This window comes from Arcobacter venerupis (assembly GCF_013201665.1).
Lineage (GTDB): Bacteria > Campylobacterota > Campylobacteria > Campylobacterales > Arcobacteraceae > Aliarcobacter > Aliarcobacter venerupis.
The window spans coordinates 2,362,963-2,378,990 of record NZ_CP053840.1; the positions used below are offsets into that span (position 1 = coordinate 2,362,963).

15 protein-coding genes are annotated in these 16,028 nt (G+C 27.0%); 6 read left to right on the plus strand and 9 right to left on the minus strand.

Going from position 1 to position 16,028, the window contains the following annotated elements; genetic code table 11:
- Nucleotides 1–27: 27 nt before the first annotated feature.
- From AVENP_RS11740 to AVENP_RS11760, 5 genes are all read right to left on the minus strand, one after another.
- Nucleotides 28–897, minus strand: a complete 870-nt coding sequence (locus AVENP_RS11740) for a 4Fe-4S binding protein (protein ID WP_128359079.1) — start codon at nucleotides 895–897, stop codon at nucleotides 28–30.
- Entirely contained in the window at nucleotides 876–1,349 is a 474-nt protein-coding gene (locus AVENP_RS11745; protein WP_128359080.1) for a TlpA family protein disulfide reductase, read from the minus strand. The genes AVENP_RS11740 and AVENP_RS11745 overlap by 22 nt, the downstream gene beginning before the upstream one ends.
- Nucleotides 1,346–2,674, minus strand: coding sequence for a c-type cytochrome (locus tag AVENP_RS11750; protein WP_128359081.1), 1,329 nt, complete (start codon nucleotides 2,672–2,674; stop codon nucleotides 1,346–1,348). Before AVENP_RS11750 ends, AVENP_RS11745 begins: the two co-directional genes overlap by 4 nt.
- Nucleotides 2,671–4,065: a c-type cytochrome gene (locus AVENP_RS11755; protein ID WP_128359082.1), complete on the minus strand. Its 1,395-nt coding sequence runs from the start codon at nucleotides 4,063–4,065 to the stop codon at nucleotides 2,671–2,673. The genes AVENP_RS11750 and AVENP_RS11755 overlap by 4 nt, the downstream gene beginning before the upstream one ends.
- A gap of 108 nt (nucleotides 4,066–4,173) precedes the next feature.
- Nucleotides 4,174–4,839 carry a response regulator transcription factor gene (locus AVENP_RS11760; protein ID WP_128359083.1) on the minus strand — a complete coding sequence of 222 codons (666 nt, stop codon included), beginning with the start codon at nucleotides 4,837–4,839 and terminating at the stop codon, nucleotides 4,174–4,176.
- 101 nt (nucleotides 4,840–4,940) lie between these two features.
- Here AVENP_RS11760 and AVENP_RS11765 point away from each other — a divergent pair, with 101 nt between their 5' ends.
- Nucleotides 4,941–5,495 (plus strand): GNAT family N-acetyltransferase, encoded by a 555-nt coding sequence (locus AVENP_RS11765; RefSeq protein WP_128359084.1) that lies wholly within the window; start codon nucleotides 4,941–4,943, stop codon nucleotides 5,493–5,495.
- A gap of 7 nt (nucleotides 5,496–5,502) precedes the next feature.
- On the opposite strand, the gene AVENP_RS11770 is transcribed toward AVENP_RS11765, so the two are convergent.
- Together AVENP_RS11770 and AVENP_RS11775 are read right to left on the minus strand one after the other, a co-directional pair.
- Nucleotides 5,503–6,972 (minus strand): HoxN/HupN/NixA family nickel/cobalt transporter, encoded by a 1,470-nt coding sequence (locus tag AVENP_RS11770; protein ID WP_128359085.1) that lies wholly within the window; start codon nucleotides 6,970–6,972, stop codon nucleotides 5,503–5,505.
- Nucleotides 6,969–7,823, minus strand: a complete 855-nt coding sequence (locus tag AVENP_RS11775; protein WP_128359086.1) for a metal ABC transporter solute-binding protein, Zn/Mn family — start codon at nucleotides 7,821–7,823, stop codon at nucleotides 6,969–6,971. Before AVENP_RS11775 ends, AVENP_RS11770 begins: the two co-directional genes overlap by 4 nt.
- 119 nt (nucleotides 7,824–7,942) lie before the next feature.
- Between AVENP_RS11775 and AVENP_RS11780 the strand changes: the two genes are divergently transcribed.
- The 5 genes from AVENP_RS11780 to AVENP_RS11800 all read left to right on the plus strand — a co-directional run bounded on the left by AVENP_RS11780 (nucleotide 7,943) and on the right by AVENP_RS11800 (nucleotide 12,615).
- Nucleotides 7,943–8,323, plus strand: a complete 381-nt coding sequence (locus AVENP_RS11780; RefSeq protein ID WP_128359087.1) for a Fur family transcriptional regulator — start codon at nucleotides 7,943–7,945, stop codon at nucleotides 8,321–8,323.
- Entirely contained in the window at nucleotides 8,320–9,600 is a 1,281-nt protein-coding gene (gene nhaA / locus AVENP_RS11785; RefSeq protein ID WP_128359088.1) for a Na+/H+ antiporter NhaA, read from the plus strand. The genes AVENP_RS11780 and nhaA overlap by 4 nt, the downstream gene beginning before the upstream one ends.
- A 73-nt stretch (nucleotides 9,601–9,673) precedes the next feature.
- Complete coding sequence (locus AVENP_RS11790; protein ID WP_128359089.1) at nucleotides 9,674–10,465, plus strand: AraC family transcriptional regulator; 792 nt, start codon at nucleotides 9,674–9,676, stop codon at nucleotides 10,463–10,465.
- 52 nt (nucleotides 10,466–10,517) lie between these two features.
- Nucleotides 10,518–11,429, plus strand: coding sequence for a DMT family transporter (locus AVENP_RS11795; RefSeq protein WP_128359090.1), 912 nt, complete (start codon nucleotides 10,518–10,520; stop codon nucleotides 11,427–11,429).
- Complete coding sequence (locus tag AVENP_RS11800; protein ID WP_172664301.1) at nucleotides 11,413–12,615, plus strand: APC family permease; 1,203 nt, start codon at nucleotides 11,413–11,415, stop codon at nucleotides 12,613–12,615. The genes AVENP_RS11795 and AVENP_RS11800 overlap by 17 nt, the downstream gene beginning before the upstream one ends.
- Nucleotides 12,616–12,624: 9 nt before the next feature.
- Here the strand turns inward: AVENP_RS11800 and AVENP_RS11805 are convergent, their stop codons facing one another.
- Both AVENP_RS11805 and AVENP_RS11810 read right to left on the minus strand, forming a co-directional pair.
- Complete coding sequence (locus AVENP_RS11805; RefSeq protein WP_128359092.1) at nucleotides 12,625–13,926, minus strand: dicarboxylate/amino acid:cation symporter; 1,302 nt, start codon at nucleotides 13,924–13,926, stop codon at nucleotides 12,625–12,627.
- Nucleotides 13,927–14,087: 161 nt separating this feature from the next.
- Nucleotides 14,088–15,998: a methyl-accepting chemotaxis protein gene (locus AVENP_RS11810; protein ID WP_128359093.1), complete on the minus strand. Its 1,911-nt coding sequence runs from the start codon at nucleotides 15,996–15,998 to the stop codon at nucleotides 14,088–14,090.
- Between the last annotated feature and the right edge of the window lie 30 nt (nucleotides 15,999–16,028).

Genomic DNA, 16,028 nt, shown 5'->3' on the forward strand with positions numbered 1-16,028 from the left:
TTCATATGTTTAATAGGATTTGACCATTTATTTATATAGACTCTTATTTACAAAATAGCAGTTATCCAAAAATGAACTATCTAAAATATAAAAAATCAAAACTATCATCAATACTAAAATAGTAATTCCTAAAATATAGGCATTTTGAGAGAAACTTCTAAAAATATTTCTGTTTTTAAACTTTTTTGTAATCAAAGATGTTTTATTAAATTTTTCCATTACACTTTCACAAGCTACTTCACAAAGTCCACATTGAACACATCTTATATCAAAACCCTCTTTTATATCAAGGTCATCAATAGGACAATTTTTTACACATTTTTCACAACTGATACAACTATCTTTGTCAAAAAATTCAAAGGTTTGTTTTTCTTCTTGGGGTAAAATTGCACTTACAAAAAAGTATGGACATAAAATTGAACAATACCAAGCACGAAAAACTAAAAAAATACTTGTAAATGCTGTAGTTAAAATACCCACAAAAATTGAACTCATATCAAATTTTGTAAAATTTAAAAGTAAATCAAAAGCCGATGTAAAATATGAAATGGTTGAAAATGCCAAAACAAAAGCAAAACATAAAATTGTAAAAAAATGTATAAATGGATTTTTAATTTTTAAAGCAATAGCAGAAGCTATTGATGAGGGGCAAAAGTATCCGCAAAAAAATCTTGAAATTGTTAAGTTTAATCCTAATAATAATCCAACAAATAATGCAACAATTATATAAATAAGTTGATGAGTAGAAGCCTCAAAAGCCATAAAGAAAAATTCAAATCTATGAAATTCAAAGTTAAACATCAATAAATGTACATTATTAAAACTCAACCATGGAAATAGAATATACAAACAAGATGTAACTAACAAAGTAGGAGCTAAAATCTGTTTTTTTGCCATAAATCTATCCTTTGTTCTGGTGCTAAAGTACCATTTTCATATAAGTCATTTTTTAGATTATTAATCAATTTACTAATCAGATTTTCGTTAAAAGTATGATATTTTTTTACAAGTTCACTTTTTTTATCAAAAATCAAAATATAAGGAACACTTTGAGTCACTCCAAACTTTTTTGAATCATTAAAAGAAATTGAACTAAGTTTTAAATTAGCAGTTTGAGTTATTGAACTTGGAATATCTTCATCCACAAAAAGTAGGAAAACAGAAATTCCACTATTATTTTGAGATAAAGAGATTAAATAATCATTTGTATTAATACAAATAGGACACCAAGAAGTGACAAAGGCAACAACGTTTACTTTGCCTTTTTCAAGTGATTCTAATGAAAAAGAGGTGGCAAAAACCACCTCTTTTAATATCACTAATAGAAAAAAAATTTTAACTATTCTCATTTATTGGCATCTTTTAAAGAAAGAATCCAATCTACAAGTATTTGAGCTTCTTCAGCTGATACATCTTGTGCAGGCATAGGAATAACATCATATTTATTTGCACTTCCATATTGAATAGAATGAATTAAGACATCTTTGTCTCTTTCTTTATTTGATACCTCATTATATGAAGGTCCAACTAACTTCATATCCACACTATGACAAGCTAAACACCCTTTTGATTCAGCTAAAGTTACTGGATTAGTTAAATCAAGAACTGGTTTATTAGCCATCTCTTCTTTATATTTTTTATACTCAGCAATTGAAGCATTCATAAACTCTGATGTAGCTTGGGCTTGAAGAGCAAGTGGCTCAGCAAAAGATACAACTCTTACACCCTCTCTTGTTGTTGCCATTAAAAAAATTGATAATAATACCAATGCAATAGCTCTTATTGCTGATTGAGGAGTTACAATCTCATCTTTGAATTTACTTAATACAAATAAAAATGCAATAATTAAAAGTATTGAAGAGATAAATGGTAAATAAATAAATCCCGTATGCATTAAAGCTTCACTAATTCTTGCTGTAAATACAAATGGCAATAGAGGCATTACAACTATATTTAAAGGAGTTGCAAGTAAAAACCATTTTTTACCTTGGCTAATTGCAATTTTTCCAATTTCAACATCTCCTTTTTTTACCCATCTAGCTCCAATAAATATCATAACAACACCTGTTGCCATAAATGCTGTTAGGAAAAAATTTAAAAGTCTAAAACCAGTAACTGGCGTAAACATAATGTCCCAAATATTATTTATAGTTGCAAATAATTCTGGTTGCATATAAAGATTTGTCATTGACATAAATACAAAAGGAAGTGTAAAAAATGCTAAAACAGCAGATATTCCTATTGTTATATGAAAACCTTTATGATTTTCTAAAGCATGCCAAGAAAATTTATACGCATATGAAAGTAAAAAGGCAATAATATTTCCATAAATAATATGTAAAATATGCGGACTAACTTTTAAAATTGCTGTATAAAAAAATCCAGTAAAAAGTACAGAAATTACAAGTAATGGAGCAACTCCCCATAAAGCACCCATATTTTCTGAAACTGTTGTGTAGTTTGTCATTCTATAGGCAAACTTGTCATAATTTGAATCTTTTTTAAATACTCCCATAATATTATAAATAACAGAAGCAGTTGAAGCTCCAATTAACATATAAATAAAACAGATATGAACAACAAAAACTATAATTCCTAAAATACTAAAAAACTCTAAAGGTAATCCTAAAGTTGGTGTAATTAATGGAATATCAAATGGTAATTTCCAATTCATTTTATAACTCCTTTAGCGTTTATAGATTTAATATAAGCTGCAAGTGCATCTTTTTCAGCTTCAGTTCCAACAAATGGAGGCATATAAGGTGTTCCACCACCTGGAAGATTATTTAGTCTATTTCTAATAGCATCATGTGACCAACCAGCTGTTAATCCTTTTAGTCCATTAATACCATTATTAGTGTGACAGATACGACACTCTATTTGAAAAATTGATTTCCCAACTTCCAGAATATTTGATTTATCTTCTTTTACAACTTTTTTATCTTCATCTAAAAAAACTGCGTGTTTTAAAATACCAACTTTATTTAAATATGGTACATCTGTAGTTCTAATTCCATTTGAATACATATAGTTATAAATTAAGAATGGTTTTCGTATAAACTCTCTTACTCTTTCTTCATATCCCCAAAGAATCAAAAATCCTGCAACCATTAAACTAGCTGCAATATAAGGCATTCTTTTTGGTGAAAAATATGCAATAATAGTTGTAATAACGATTGAACCACCAACTCCAATAGCCATAAGATACATTAAATCAAATCTATCTTCAAAAGCTCTTGTCATAACAGCTGTTGGAATCATAGCAAGCGCAGCTGCTGGGATTTCTGTGTAATACCAATAACCAAAAACTGCACTTAAAGGAACAGTTATCATCATAATTCCTGCTAAAAACTTAACAAGTCTAGCTTTTGCTTCTTTATCTTCTTCATTTTTTGAAAAAGTTGCAATTATCCAAGTCCACATGATTGCAAGAGCTGCTGCAAAAGCAATAGATGTAAATGTTCTAAAAGCAAGTGATGGCCACCAAGTTGGATTAAATAAAGCATTGTTGTAGTTTACATTCCCAGGGTAAACTTCAGGGTCAACCCAAGGTTGTCCATCAAAATTTGGAGTAAGCATAAATGCTAAAATAGCCGTAATAATAGCCATTGTTAACCAAGAAGAAATGGCATAATAAACACCGATTCTTACAGTTTTTGCTCTTCCTTCAACACTTGTTTGATTTTTCTTCCAACTCATAAATAGTAAAAGTAAAAGTACAACTTCAAAGTTAAATACAATCCACTCTATAAACCATTTCCAGAAAAACACTCTAATTAATCCACCAATTGCATTCGGACTTAAAATATTCGCATGTATCCACATACCAACACCTGTTAATGCTCCAACTGAAGTAGAAATAATAAAGAAAACCATAACAACTTTAAATGTTAAATTATATGCTGCCATATCGTTCTTTTTATTTGCCCACCAAGCCATTGCTGCAAGTACTACAGATCCACCAACTGCTCCTCCATGAGATACAAAAACATGTATAATCGCATTTATTGCCATTAACATTCTTTGACCTATAAAAGGCATCTCAAAAATGGGGTAATCAAACATACCCAAATCCTCCCTATATTTTTATTTGCTTATGCAGCTGCTATTTTAATGCTACTTTGTTAATTGTTCGTTTGTGAAATTTTTATTATTTTAAGAGGATTAAGAAGTTTATTTGATATTTATTTTATAACCATTTACACGGCTTGAGCTTATAATATCATTACCTAAAAGTTGTCTAATTTTATGAATATGAAAACGAATTACTCCCATTTTAGAGTTGCTATTTGCAGGATATGCTCCTTTTTCTAAACTTTGCGTTGAGACATAATATCCTCTGAATTTTAATAGATAATCTAATATTAATAAAGCTTTATCTCCTAATATTATTTCATCTTTATTTTTTAATACTTTTTTACTAAAAATTTCATATTTAGTATTTTCTTTTAAAACTATAGAATCTGTATATACTTTATATTGTCTTCTAATAAGAGCTTTTATTCTTAAAAGTATTTCATCTTCATCTATATTTCTAATTACGCACTCATCACAGCCAGATAAAAAAGAGGGTTTTATTATATTTGGAATTGAAGCAATTACCATTTTCATTGTAATATCTTTATAATCATTTAAAAGCTTAATTAGTTGAAATCTTGGAAGTGATTTTTCATTAATATTTATTAAATATAAATCATATAAATTATTATAGATACACTCCAAAAACTCATTGTTATTACAGCAAATATCCACATAAAAATCATTACTTTCTAAAATTTCAATAATTTGAGAGATTGAACTATCATTACTTTCTAAGACTAAAATTTTTACAGCTTTCAATATTTTCTCCAATTTTACAATGGGAACATTTTAGAGAATATCTATTAATTATCTGTTAGTTTAATAGGATATAATTCATAAATTTATTTAAAAGAAACCAAATGATAAAACAAGCACACAAAAATAATATCTCAAATATTTCAACTCTGATTTTAGATGCAATTCATAATATTGCAAATACACTAACAGGTGAAGATGAAAAATCAAAAATATTAGAAACTTTAGACTCATATATAATGATGGATATAAATAGATTAAGTTATAAAAATATTTGGCTTTACGAAATAGAAAATCAAACAGTAGGATTAATCCTAGCTTACAATTCAAATGATGTAAAAAAGTTGGATGAGCCAATTTTAGAACATCTAAAATCTAAAAATATTTTCCTAGACTCTTTTGATAAAGAGTGTTTTGAAAATGAGTTTTATATTGATACAGTTAGTGTTAATGAAAATTTTCAAGGAAAAGGAATAGCAAAAGAGTTATTTGTTTTTATTGAAAAAAAAGCTAAAGAGTTAGGATTTGAAAAAGTCTCACTTTTAGTGGATTTAGAAAATCCAAAAGCTCTAGCTTTATATGAAAAAATAGGATTTAAAAAGAATACTATTTTAGAAGTATCAAAACATCAATATCATCACATGATAAAGATGCTTTGATAAAAAATTAGAATTTATTAGCATTTAAAAATAACAATAATCCCAAAACAAACATAAAAATTGGTGAACCTATTTCTAATATATTTACCAATTTTGTTGATTTACGAGATGCCTTATTTAAAGAAACTCCTAAAAATGAAGATAAAAAAATCACAAATGCCATTCCAAAACTAATACTAATACTTGCAAGTATAACTGCAAAATATGTTTTTAATAAAAAGGCATAAACAAAAAGTAAAACAGTACCTGGACAAGGAATTATTCCAGCTGTTAGAACAAAAATTAAATCTTGTCTCTTAGTTCTAATAGGTTTAATTACAGGTATATTTGAAGCTGCTTTTACAAAGTTCATATTTGAAGAAACTGCTGTGAAATTTGTAGTTTTTAAATCCACACTACAACAACAACCACATGATTTTTTGCTCAACTTTCTATATAAAATATAAATTGCAAGTAGCATAATAATCAAGGCTGAAAAACTTGTAATATAAGAAACTGAATCTTGCATAAATCTATTTAAAACACTTTGTAAAACAAAAACTGAAAATAAAACTATTCCTAAAGCCCCAAGAATATGAACAAATGCCGTAGCAAGAGAAATTATTAAAGCTTGAAAAACAGAGCTTTTTTGAGAACTAAAATATGAAAATGCCAAAGCTTTTCCATGACCAGGTCCAAAAGCATGAATAACTCCATATAAAAAAGAGGCCATTAATAAAAAGAATAAGGCAGATTTATCTTCACCTTTTTGAATTGCTATTAAATATTTTTTTATATTTTGTGTAAATTTTTCTAAAATATTTTGAGTTTGGATTTGAGTATTTACAGGAGTTTGTGACTCTTTATTTTCTACTTTTTCTTCAACTTTTTTTATTTCAGGTGTTACAATTTCTGCTTTTGGTGCGTCTTCTTGTTCTGGCAATTGTGGAGCATCTATTTGAAAACTCACATCATTTATATTTGAAGTTTCTATAATTTTATAAGGTATACTCATTAACTGTTTATTAGGATTAAAAACTATATCAAAATAATTTTGATCATCTACAATTTTTATTTGTAAAATATTTTTATCATAAATCTTATAGTTTAAATCAATATTATAAGTAAAACTCAAAGTTGAGTTTTTATAATTCATTTTAAAATCTTTAACTTCATAATCATTTGATTTTGAGTCTATTTGTTTACCATAAGAAATAGCTGTAATAAAATGTTTTTGTTCTAAATAATCAACCAAAGATGCTTGAATTAAAACTAGCTCTTTTTCATTAAAACTTCCATCTAAATTTGTATCATAAATTTGCATTAACTGTTTTGTAAAATCATCTGCAAAAGTCCAGTTTATTCTCAAAGTTTTGATATATTCTTTATCTGCTTTGATTTGTGTGTCAACGTGTGTTTTTGGAGTTATCATAGAACATAAAGAACATCCAAAAAGAATAGTTGTAAAAAGTAATAAACTTAAAATAAATTTTATCATTTATAACTATTTACTATTTGATTTGCTGTATCTAACATACTTTGTTCCCAATCTTGAGATAGAGGATCTATTTCAAAAATATTTGCTTTAATATTTTTTGAAATTGCTTTTGCACTTTTTTGTGAAAATTGTGGTGAAACAAAGATAATTTTTATATTATGTTCTTTTGCTTTTTGAATTAGTTGAACCAATTCACTAGGTTTTGGCTCTTTGCCCTCAATTTCAATAGAAATTTCTTCTAAATTATATCTTTTAGCAAAATATCCCCAAGATGGATGAAATACCATAAATGGTTTTTCTTTGTACGGATTTAAAATTATTTTAATATTCTCATTTAAAACATCAAGCTCTTTTAAAAATTCTTCATAATTTTTTTTATAAAAATCTGCATTAGAAGAATCAATTTTAATCATTGTTTCATAGATATTTTTTGCCTGAGTTTTTACTAAAATAGGATCTAACCAAACATGTGGATCCAAACCTGAATGATCATGCCCTTCTTCTTCATGATGATGTTCATCTTCTACCATTTGCATTTTATCAATTCCATTTGTAGCATCTACAAAAAGAGTATTTTGAGCGTTTTGTTTAAATTTATCCAACCAAGCTTGCTCAAAAGAGACTCCCGTATAAAAATAAACTTTTGAAGCAACTAATGATTTCATTTGTGAAGATTTTGGTTCATAAGTATGTGGAGAAGCACCTGGTTTTACCATAACATTTATTTCATATTTATCTTTAACTATTTTTTCAACAAAATATTTCTGAGGTAAAATACTTACAGATAATTCTGGTTTTGAAGCGTATAAAAATGAAATTAAAAATATAAAGATTAATACAATTTTTTTCAATATAAATTCCTGATTTTTTTTTGCAACCTTGTTGCAGTTTGGCAATTCTAATTAATTTTCTCTTTATCGCAACTTAGTTGTAAAAGTAAATTTAAAAATAAATTGCTATAATAAATACTATGGATAAAATAACAAACTTAACAAACATTACAAATATCAAGCTAACAAGTGCTAGAAAATCAATTTTAGAACTGTTGATTAGTTCTAATAAACCTTTATCGTATGAAGATATGAAAGATAGTATTTCAATGGATAAGGCAACTTTTTATAGAAATATAACTATTTTTGAAGAAGAAAATCTAATTAGTTCTTTTGAATCAAATGACAAAAAAAGATATTTTGAAATCAAAAAAACTCAACATTCACATTTTATTTGTTCTTCATGTTCAAAAATTGAGTGTATTCATGAAAAATTGGACTTTTTTCTACCTGAATATAAAATTGAGAATATCATCATAAAAGGTATTTGTAAAAATTGTTTACTCAAGGAAAACATATGATTAAGAAATTTTTATTATTAGAAGATTTCATTTCAAAAGAAGCATTAAGTGGTATTTTACTCTTTCTTGCAACTGTTGCTGCTGTTATAGTTGCAAATTCAAGTTTAGGTCAAGCCTATTATGATTTATGGCATATGCAACTTGGAATGACCTTAGGAGAAAAATCAATCTCTATGAGTTTAACTTATTGGATTGATGATGGCCTTATGGCACTATTCTTTTTAATGGTTGGGCTTGAGATAAAAAGAGAAATGGTAATAGGTGAACTTTCATCTGTTTCAAAAGCTGCTTTTCCAATTATTGCAGCTATTGGAGGGATGGTAGTTCCAGCACTAATTTATGTTGCTTTAAATACAGATAATCCATTAGGATTTGGTATTCCAATGGCTACAGATATTGCTTTTGCTCTTGGAATTTTAATGTTATTAGGAACAAGAGTAAACCCAGCACTTAAACTTTTTTTAGTTGCACTTGCAGTTGTTGATGATTTAGGAGCTGTTTTAGTTGTTGCCACTGTTTATACAAGTGAAATAAAAGTTGAATATTTTTTACATGCTGGTGTTACTTATGCTCTAATTTGGCTTTTAAATTATTTAGGTGTAAAAAAGCTTTTACCTTATTTAATTTTAGGTATTTTCTTATGGATTTTTATCCATGAAATTGGAATTCATGCAACAATTGCTGGAGTTTTATTAGCTTTTGCAATTCCTATTAGCTCAAAAATGAATGAAGATAGATTTATTGAAAAAACGAGAAATTCGCTGGATAAATTTGAAAGAAACATAGATGATGTTCCTATTTTGAATCATCATCAAATTAATGCTCTTGAAAAAATTGCACACAGTTATGATAAGGTTCAAAATCCACTTGTAAAATTAGAACATAATCTTCATGGTTTATCTGCCTTTTTTATTATGCCTTTATTTGCATTTTCAAATGCAGGTGTATTAATAGATTTTTCAACAATATCAGCAAATATGATGATAGTTTTAGGAGTAGTTTTGGGATTAATTCTTGGAAAACCAATCGGTATTTTTGGATTTACTTTCTTAGCTACAAAAATTGGAATCATTAAAAAACCAGATGATATTTCATGGTATGATGTAGTTGCAGTTGGTTTTTTAGGTGGTATTGGTTTTACAATGTCAATTTTTATCACTCATCTTGCATTTACAGATGAAACAGTTATTGCAGCAGTTAAATTAGGAGTTTTTGCAGCTTCTTTTATTGCAGCTATTATTGGAGTAATTCTTATTATGTTAAAGAAAAAAGCTTAAATGCTTTTTTCTTTTTACTAAAATAATACACTTATTATATTTTTTTAAACTATTACTTTGATATAATCTTTTAATGACTAAATTATTAAAAAATACGCTTTTTGAAAATGTAAAACATCTAAATGAAAACTTCTCAAAACACTACCATGATACCTATACTATTGGAATCACATATAATGGAGTTATAAAAACATATAACTCAAATAGAAGTTTAGATTTTTACAAATATTCAATTAGAGTAAATAATCCAAATGAAGTTCATAGTGGAGTTTCACAAGATTGGTCTCATTCAAATTTTTATCCAACTATTGAGCTTTTAAGCGATTTATATGAACAAATATTTTTTGAAAAAAAAGTTCCATATTTTGAAAACTATATTATAAATGACAAATTTTTATTTCTTAAATTTCATAACTTCTTTGACTCTTTTTTCAAAAAAGAAAATGATATGATTATTGAGTCAAATCTTATTGATGCTTTATCTTATTTAATCATAAATTTCACTTCTTATACAAAAGTTTATGACAAAATGTTTGAGAATAAAATTGTTTTGAAAAAATCATTAGAGCTAATAAATGACTGTATAGATGAAAATATTAGTCTTGATAAATTAGCAGATAACTGTAATCTTAGCAAATACCATTTTTTACGTGTTTTCAAAAAAGAGATGGGTTTAACACCTCACTCATTTATAATAAATGAACGATTAAATAGAGCAAATCATTTAATACAAAAGGGTAAAACAATTAGTGAAGCTTGTATGTTAGTTGGTTTTAATGACCAATCTCATTTTACAAGAAATTTCAAAAAATATTTTGGTTACACTCCTAGTTTATTTCAAAAAAATAGCAATATTATTCTATAAATAATTACGTATTTTTAATACTATTCCACCATATTATTACAAAAGATTTTAAATGACACAAACAAACAAAAATATATTTTATTTTATGATGGTTTTAGCAATGGCTGGCTGGGGAGCATCTTGGGTAAATGCTAAAGTGCTAAGCTCATATGTAAATGAATATGAGATGATGTTTTTACGAAATATTTTTACGATGATTACCCTTGCTCCTTTTTTAATCTTTACAAAAAAGTATTTTCACACAAATAAAAAAAGCCTTTTTCTAGCTTTTATTGCAGCTCTTGTAATGATTGTTTATTTAAAATTTTACTTTTTAGGAGTGAAATTTGGAACTGCAAGTCTTGGTGGAGCATTAGTTACAACATTAATTCCTATAAATACTTTTATTTTTATGGCCTTGTTTTTTGGTAGAAAAATGACAAAAAAAGATGTTTTTGCACTGATAATTGGTGTTATTGGGGTTTTAACTATTTTAAATATTTGGTCTTTTTCAGTTGAACAAATATTTACAATTCATAATATGTATTTTTTAATTGCCTCTGTTTTATGGCCAATATTTACAATTATTAGTTCAAAATCGACAAAAACTTCACCTTTAGTTTTCTCTTTTTATATGTATGCATTTATGACTATTTTACTTTTAATATTTTTTGTAGAACCTACAAAAATGCCTTATGCAAGTTTTGATTGGATTTTTTGGGCAAATATTTTATGTGTAGCAGTTATTTCAACAACCTTTGCCACTTCAATATATTTTGTTGGGATTGAAAAACTAGGTACAAATGAAGTAAGTTCATTTCTATTTTTAGTACCATTTTTTGCCATTAGTTTAAGTGTTATTTTCTTAAAGGAACAAGTAAATATTTCAATAATTATAGGTACAATTTTGACTTTAATTGCTGTAAAAATATTAAATAATATTAAAATATTCAGAAAGAAAACTACACTTGATTCAAACAAATAAAAAATTAAATACCTTTACTCTTTCAGGGCTTATAATTGGACCAATTTTAGGCTCAGGAGTGATACTTCTTCCTCCCTTGCTTTACAATATGATAGGAACTTACTCTTTAATTATTTGGGCCGTGATATTAAGTTTAGGTTTTATTTTTGCCCTTGTTTTTGGAAAACTAGCAATCATTTATCCAGGAGATGGTGGAGTTTCCCTTGCAACAAAAGAGGCTTTAGGTAAAAAATATCAACTTTTAACCTCTTTTTATTTAATATGTGCAGTTTTTTTTGGACCAGTTGCGGTATTGTTAATTGCAGCACAATTTATCAAACCTTTTTTTCCAAATGAATCAATAGTAAATTTGGGATTTTATGTTTATATAATTACTTATATTTTACTTTTATTAAAAATTGATTTCATTGGAAAATTGATGTTATTTGTTAGTTCTGCAATTACATTAATATTTTTTATTTCAAGTATAAATATTTTATTAAATACTACAAATTTTACTTTTGTTATTCCCTCTTTAGAGTTATCGCAAATTGGCTATTCATTTATTTTAGCCTTTTGGGCTATTGTTGGATGGGAAGTAATTGGAAACTATTCAAATGAAGTTAAAGAGACAAAAACCCTCACAAATGCTGTAATATTTTCAGCAATAATTGTATCAACAGTTTATATTTTAATGTGCCTATCAATATCTTTTGGAGATTTTCCAAATAAAACAAGTGAAAAATTTAAATTGCTTTGGTTAATTGAACCTCTATTTAAATCTTACTCAAATGTAATAATTTCAAGTATATCTTTAGTTTTATGTGTTGGAACTTTGATTTTATTTGTTGGTGGAGTTGCACGACTTATATCATCACTAAAATTAACTACTTATACCTCAAAACATCTAGCAAATAATACGCCAATTGGTGCTTTAAATCTATTATCTATGATTTATATTATGACTCTTGTTTTTGTATATTTTAATATTTTAACTTTAGATAATCTTGTAGCTTTTGCAGATGGATTTTTTATTGCAAATGCAATTATTGGACTTATAACTGCAATTGTACTTTTTGAAAAAGGATTTTTAAAATATTGCTCAGTTCTTTTAGCTTTAATATTTTTTATAATACTTCTCTTTTCAAATATTTTTATACTTTTGACTATTATTGCTTTATTTATATTTACCTATTTAAAAAAATAGTATTAAATACTACTTTTGCGCTTGAACCAAATTATTTGCACTTTTTTCACTTGTATTTGAAAAACCTGTTAGCTTTTTCATAACCAAAGTTGCAGTTAAATCTCCTGTAACATTTATTGTGGTTCTGCACATATCAAGAATTCTATCAACTCCTAAAATAAGTGCAATTCCCTCAACTGGAACTCCAATTCCCTGTAAAATCGTAGCAAGGATAACAATACCAACTCCTGGAGTACTTGGAGCTCCAATAGAAGCTCCAACTGTTGTTAAAGCTAAAATTACTACTTCAACTAAAGATAAATCAAGTCCATAAAGTTGAGTTAAAAAAATAGCTGCACATACTTGATAAATTGCTGTGCCATCCATGTTTACAGTTGCTCCCAAAGGTATTACAAATTTTGAAATAGTTGTTGGAACATTTAGTTTCTCTTCTGCTGTTTTCATTGATAATGGCATTACAGCTGCTGAGCTTGAAGTTGAAAAAGCCATTAATTGAACTTCTCTGATTTTACTCAAGAAATCAAAGGGTTTTATGTTTGCAACAAAATATACAATTGTCAAATAAAAACATAAAAGCAATAACAATCCTGAAATTACCGTTAAAACATACATAGACATAGAAGATATGGCATCAAAACCAATCTTGATAGTAATATTACATAAAAGTCCAAATACAGCATAAGGTGCTAGTTTCATAGCCCAATCTACTACTTTCATAGAAAAAGCCTGCATTGATTTTGCTAAATCTTTCATTGGTCTTGCATCTTCATCATCAATATTCATCAAAGCAACGCCTATGAATATTGCCAAGATTACAAAGGCTAAAATATTTCCATCAAGTTCAGCTTTTGCTGTACTTATTGGAATTAGTCCAACTATCATATCAGGTATAGAAAGATTTAAAACAGTTTTTTCAACTGGAACTGATGTTGTTGCAATTTGATTTATTATCTCACTTGAAACATAAGTTCCTGGATGAATTAGATAAGTTATGAAAATACCTAAAGTAACTGCAACCATAGTTGTAAGAACAAAATATGGAGCAATTTTAAGGCCTAAACTTCTTAAAATATCCACATTTCCAGCACTTGTAATCCCTAATATTATTGAACTCATTACAAGAGGAACAACAATCATTTTTATAAGTGCTAAGAAAATATTTCCACATAAAGCAACCCAAGGAGCTATAGCAAAAGCAATTTTTTCATCAACTAAAGCAAAAGCACTTGGAGATAATAAAAGACCTAAAACAATTCCTCCAATCATTCCTAACATTACTTGAAACCACAGTTGTTTTAATAAATCTTTCATTTTAAACCTTTTTTATTCTAAAAAATAGTGTATATAAACAGGAACAAAACCAAGAAAAATATTATTGATATGATTAAAAAAAGAAGTAATTGATATAGCCATGGGTTCCAACACCCATTACTATACCATAAAGTAAAAAATCTAGTAGAATTTAGCTTTTATTATATTTGTATATTTCCTTGTTTATCTATAACTTTTACTTTTACACTATCTTTTCCAATAAATTCTTTATCATTTGCATTTTTCACAACTCTATTTGCTATAAAAAGTGTAGTTTGAGCAACTTCTTTTGTTTGTAAAGCAACATTTGCATTTTGTTGAGTTTGTTGGTCAAGTTCTGATACAGCTGAATTTATTTGCTCTATTCCTGAAAGTTGTTCTTTTGATGAGTGTTCAACATCTTTTATTAAATCAATAGTTTTTAGAATTGATTGATTTAGCTCTTTATAACCAACTATCATATTATTTGCTATTTGTTTTCCACCATTTGCTTTAGACGTTGCTATTTCAACAATATTTTTTATTTCACGGGCTGCTTCTGCTGAGCGAGATGCTAAGTTTCGCACTTCTGCTGCAACTACAGCAAATCCTTTCCCTGCTTCACCAGCAGTTGCAGCTTCAACAGCTGCATTTAAAGAAAGGATATTTGTTTGAAAAGCAATTTGATCAATTACTGTTATTGCAGCATTTATTGCATTTACTTGAGTATTAATCTCTTCCATTGCTGTTGTAGTTTCATTAGCAAGTTTTTCACCTTGAGAAGCTGAATTTATAACTTCATTTGCATAACTTGACATTTGAATTACATTATTATTATTACTTGCAATATTTGAAGTTATCTCTTCTAATGCTGCTGCTGTTTCTTCAAGTGAAGCTGCTGCTTGTGTAGATGATGAACTTAATGTTTCAACATTTGACATTAAAATATTTGAACTACTTTGAAGAGTTAGTCCATTTGATTTATTTTCCACAAGCATATCATTTATAATATCAGCTAGTTTATTTAAACCAACGGTAACTTCACTACTACAACCTTTAATTCTATGTGTAAAATCAAGTTTTGAGTATTTCTCTAAAGCGAATGAAATATCATTTATATTTGTACAAACTTTTAATTGTAAATTAAATAACATTTCATTTATGTGTTCTCTTAATTTTTCCATACTTTCAGATTGAACTTTATTTTCAAGTTTTTTATTTAAATGCCCATTTTTAACTTCGTTAACTACCTCAGTAATTTCTGATAAAAATTTAGTATCTGAATCAATAATCTCTTTTGTTTTTGTAATATTTTCATTTATTACTGTTGACATTTTCCCAAATTCATCTTGAACCCTATCATCTAATAATTGAACCACTTTTGATTCCTTATTTAAATAGGCAAAAAAAGACAACAATCCACCTTGGAAAATTTCAAGAGAAGAAGATATTCTTCTTATTAAAATAACAAAAACTATTAAGTTTAAAATAATTATAAATAATCCTAAAATAACTAAGTTATTTTGAGTAAAGTTTATAGTATTTTCTATTTCTACAGATTTTTCACTATTTTCTTTAAGATGAACACTTATCCATTTATCTAATTTATCTGTTAGTTTTTCAGCAAAAGGATCAAGTTCTTCCATGATTTTATTTCCTTCTTCAGGACCAAATTTCACATAAGTATTAGCCATTTTTAGCCCTACTTCATAAAATTTATTAAAATTATTTTTAAACTCTTCTAACTCTTTTACATCAGCACTTTCATTTTTGTTTTTATGTTCAAGAATCATTTTATCAAGTAAAGTATTTGCTTTTATAAAATACTCTTTTGAAATATCAAAACCATCTGAAAAACCATCTGCAGCTCTTGTTGCGGAAACATCTGTTAGCCATTGTTGTACTTGAATTACATCTTTTTCTAACTCTAAAAAGTTAAACACTGAAGGTAAAATATCATGTTCTTTTTCTTTAACTTTATTTTCAACCGATGAGAGTTGAAAAATATTAACGACTAAATTAATAGAAGCTACAAAAAATATTAAAATACCTGACAAAACTAAAATTTTCTTAATTGAAAAATTCTTAAACATTAAAACCCTTGAAATAAAATAAAGCCCGCA

Bases quoted from the DNA above. Each gene is read 5' to 3' on its own strand.
- AVENP_RS11755 (WP_128359082.1), bottom strand. From the start codon at position 4,065: ATGTTTGATTACCCCATTTTTGAGATGCCTTTTATAGGTCAAAGAATG.
- nhaA (WP_128359088.1), top strand. From the start codon at position 8,320: ATGATTAAGAAATTTTTATTATTAGAAGATTTCATTTCAAAAGAAGCA.
- AVENP_RS11810 (WP_128359093.1), bottom strand. From the start codon at position 15,998: ATGTTTAAGAATTTTTCAATTAAGAAAATTTTAGTTTTGTCAGGTATT.
- AVENP_RS11765 (WP_128359084.1), top strand. From the start codon at position 4,941: ATGATAAAACAAGCACACAAAAATAATATCTCAAATATTTCAACTCTG.
- AVENP_RS11740 (WP_128359079.1), bottom strand. From the start codon at position 897: ATGGCAAAAAAACAGATTTTAGCTCCTACTTTGTTAGTTACATCTTGT.
- AVENP_RS11750 (WP_128359081.1), bottom strand. From the start codon at position 2,674: ATGAATTGGAAATTACCATTTGATATTCCATTAATTACACCAACTTTA.
- AVENP_RS11770 (WP_128359085.1), bottom strand. From the start codon at position 6,972: ATGATAAAATTTATTTTAAGTTTATTACTTTTTACAACTATTCTTTTT.
- AVENP_RS11795 (WP_128359090.1), top strand. From the start codon at position 10,518: ATGACACAAACAAACAAAAATATATTTTATTTTATGATGGTTTTAGCA.
- AVENP_RS11805 (WP_128359092.1), bottom strand. From the start codon at position 13,926: ATGAAAGATTTATTAAAACAACTGTGGTTTCAAGTAATGTTAGGAATG.
- AVENP_RS11780 (WP_128359087.1), top strand. From the start codon at position 7,943: ATGGATAAAATAACAAACTTAACAAACATTACAAATATCAAGCTAACA.
- AVENP_RS11790 (WP_128359089.1), top strand. From the start codon at position 9,674: ATGACTAAATTATTAAAAAATACGCTTTTTGAAAATGTAAAACATCTA.
- AVENP_RS11745 (WP_128359080.1), bottom strand. From the start codon at position 1,349: ATGAGAATAGTTAAAATTTTTTTTCTATTAGTGATATTAAAAGAGGTG.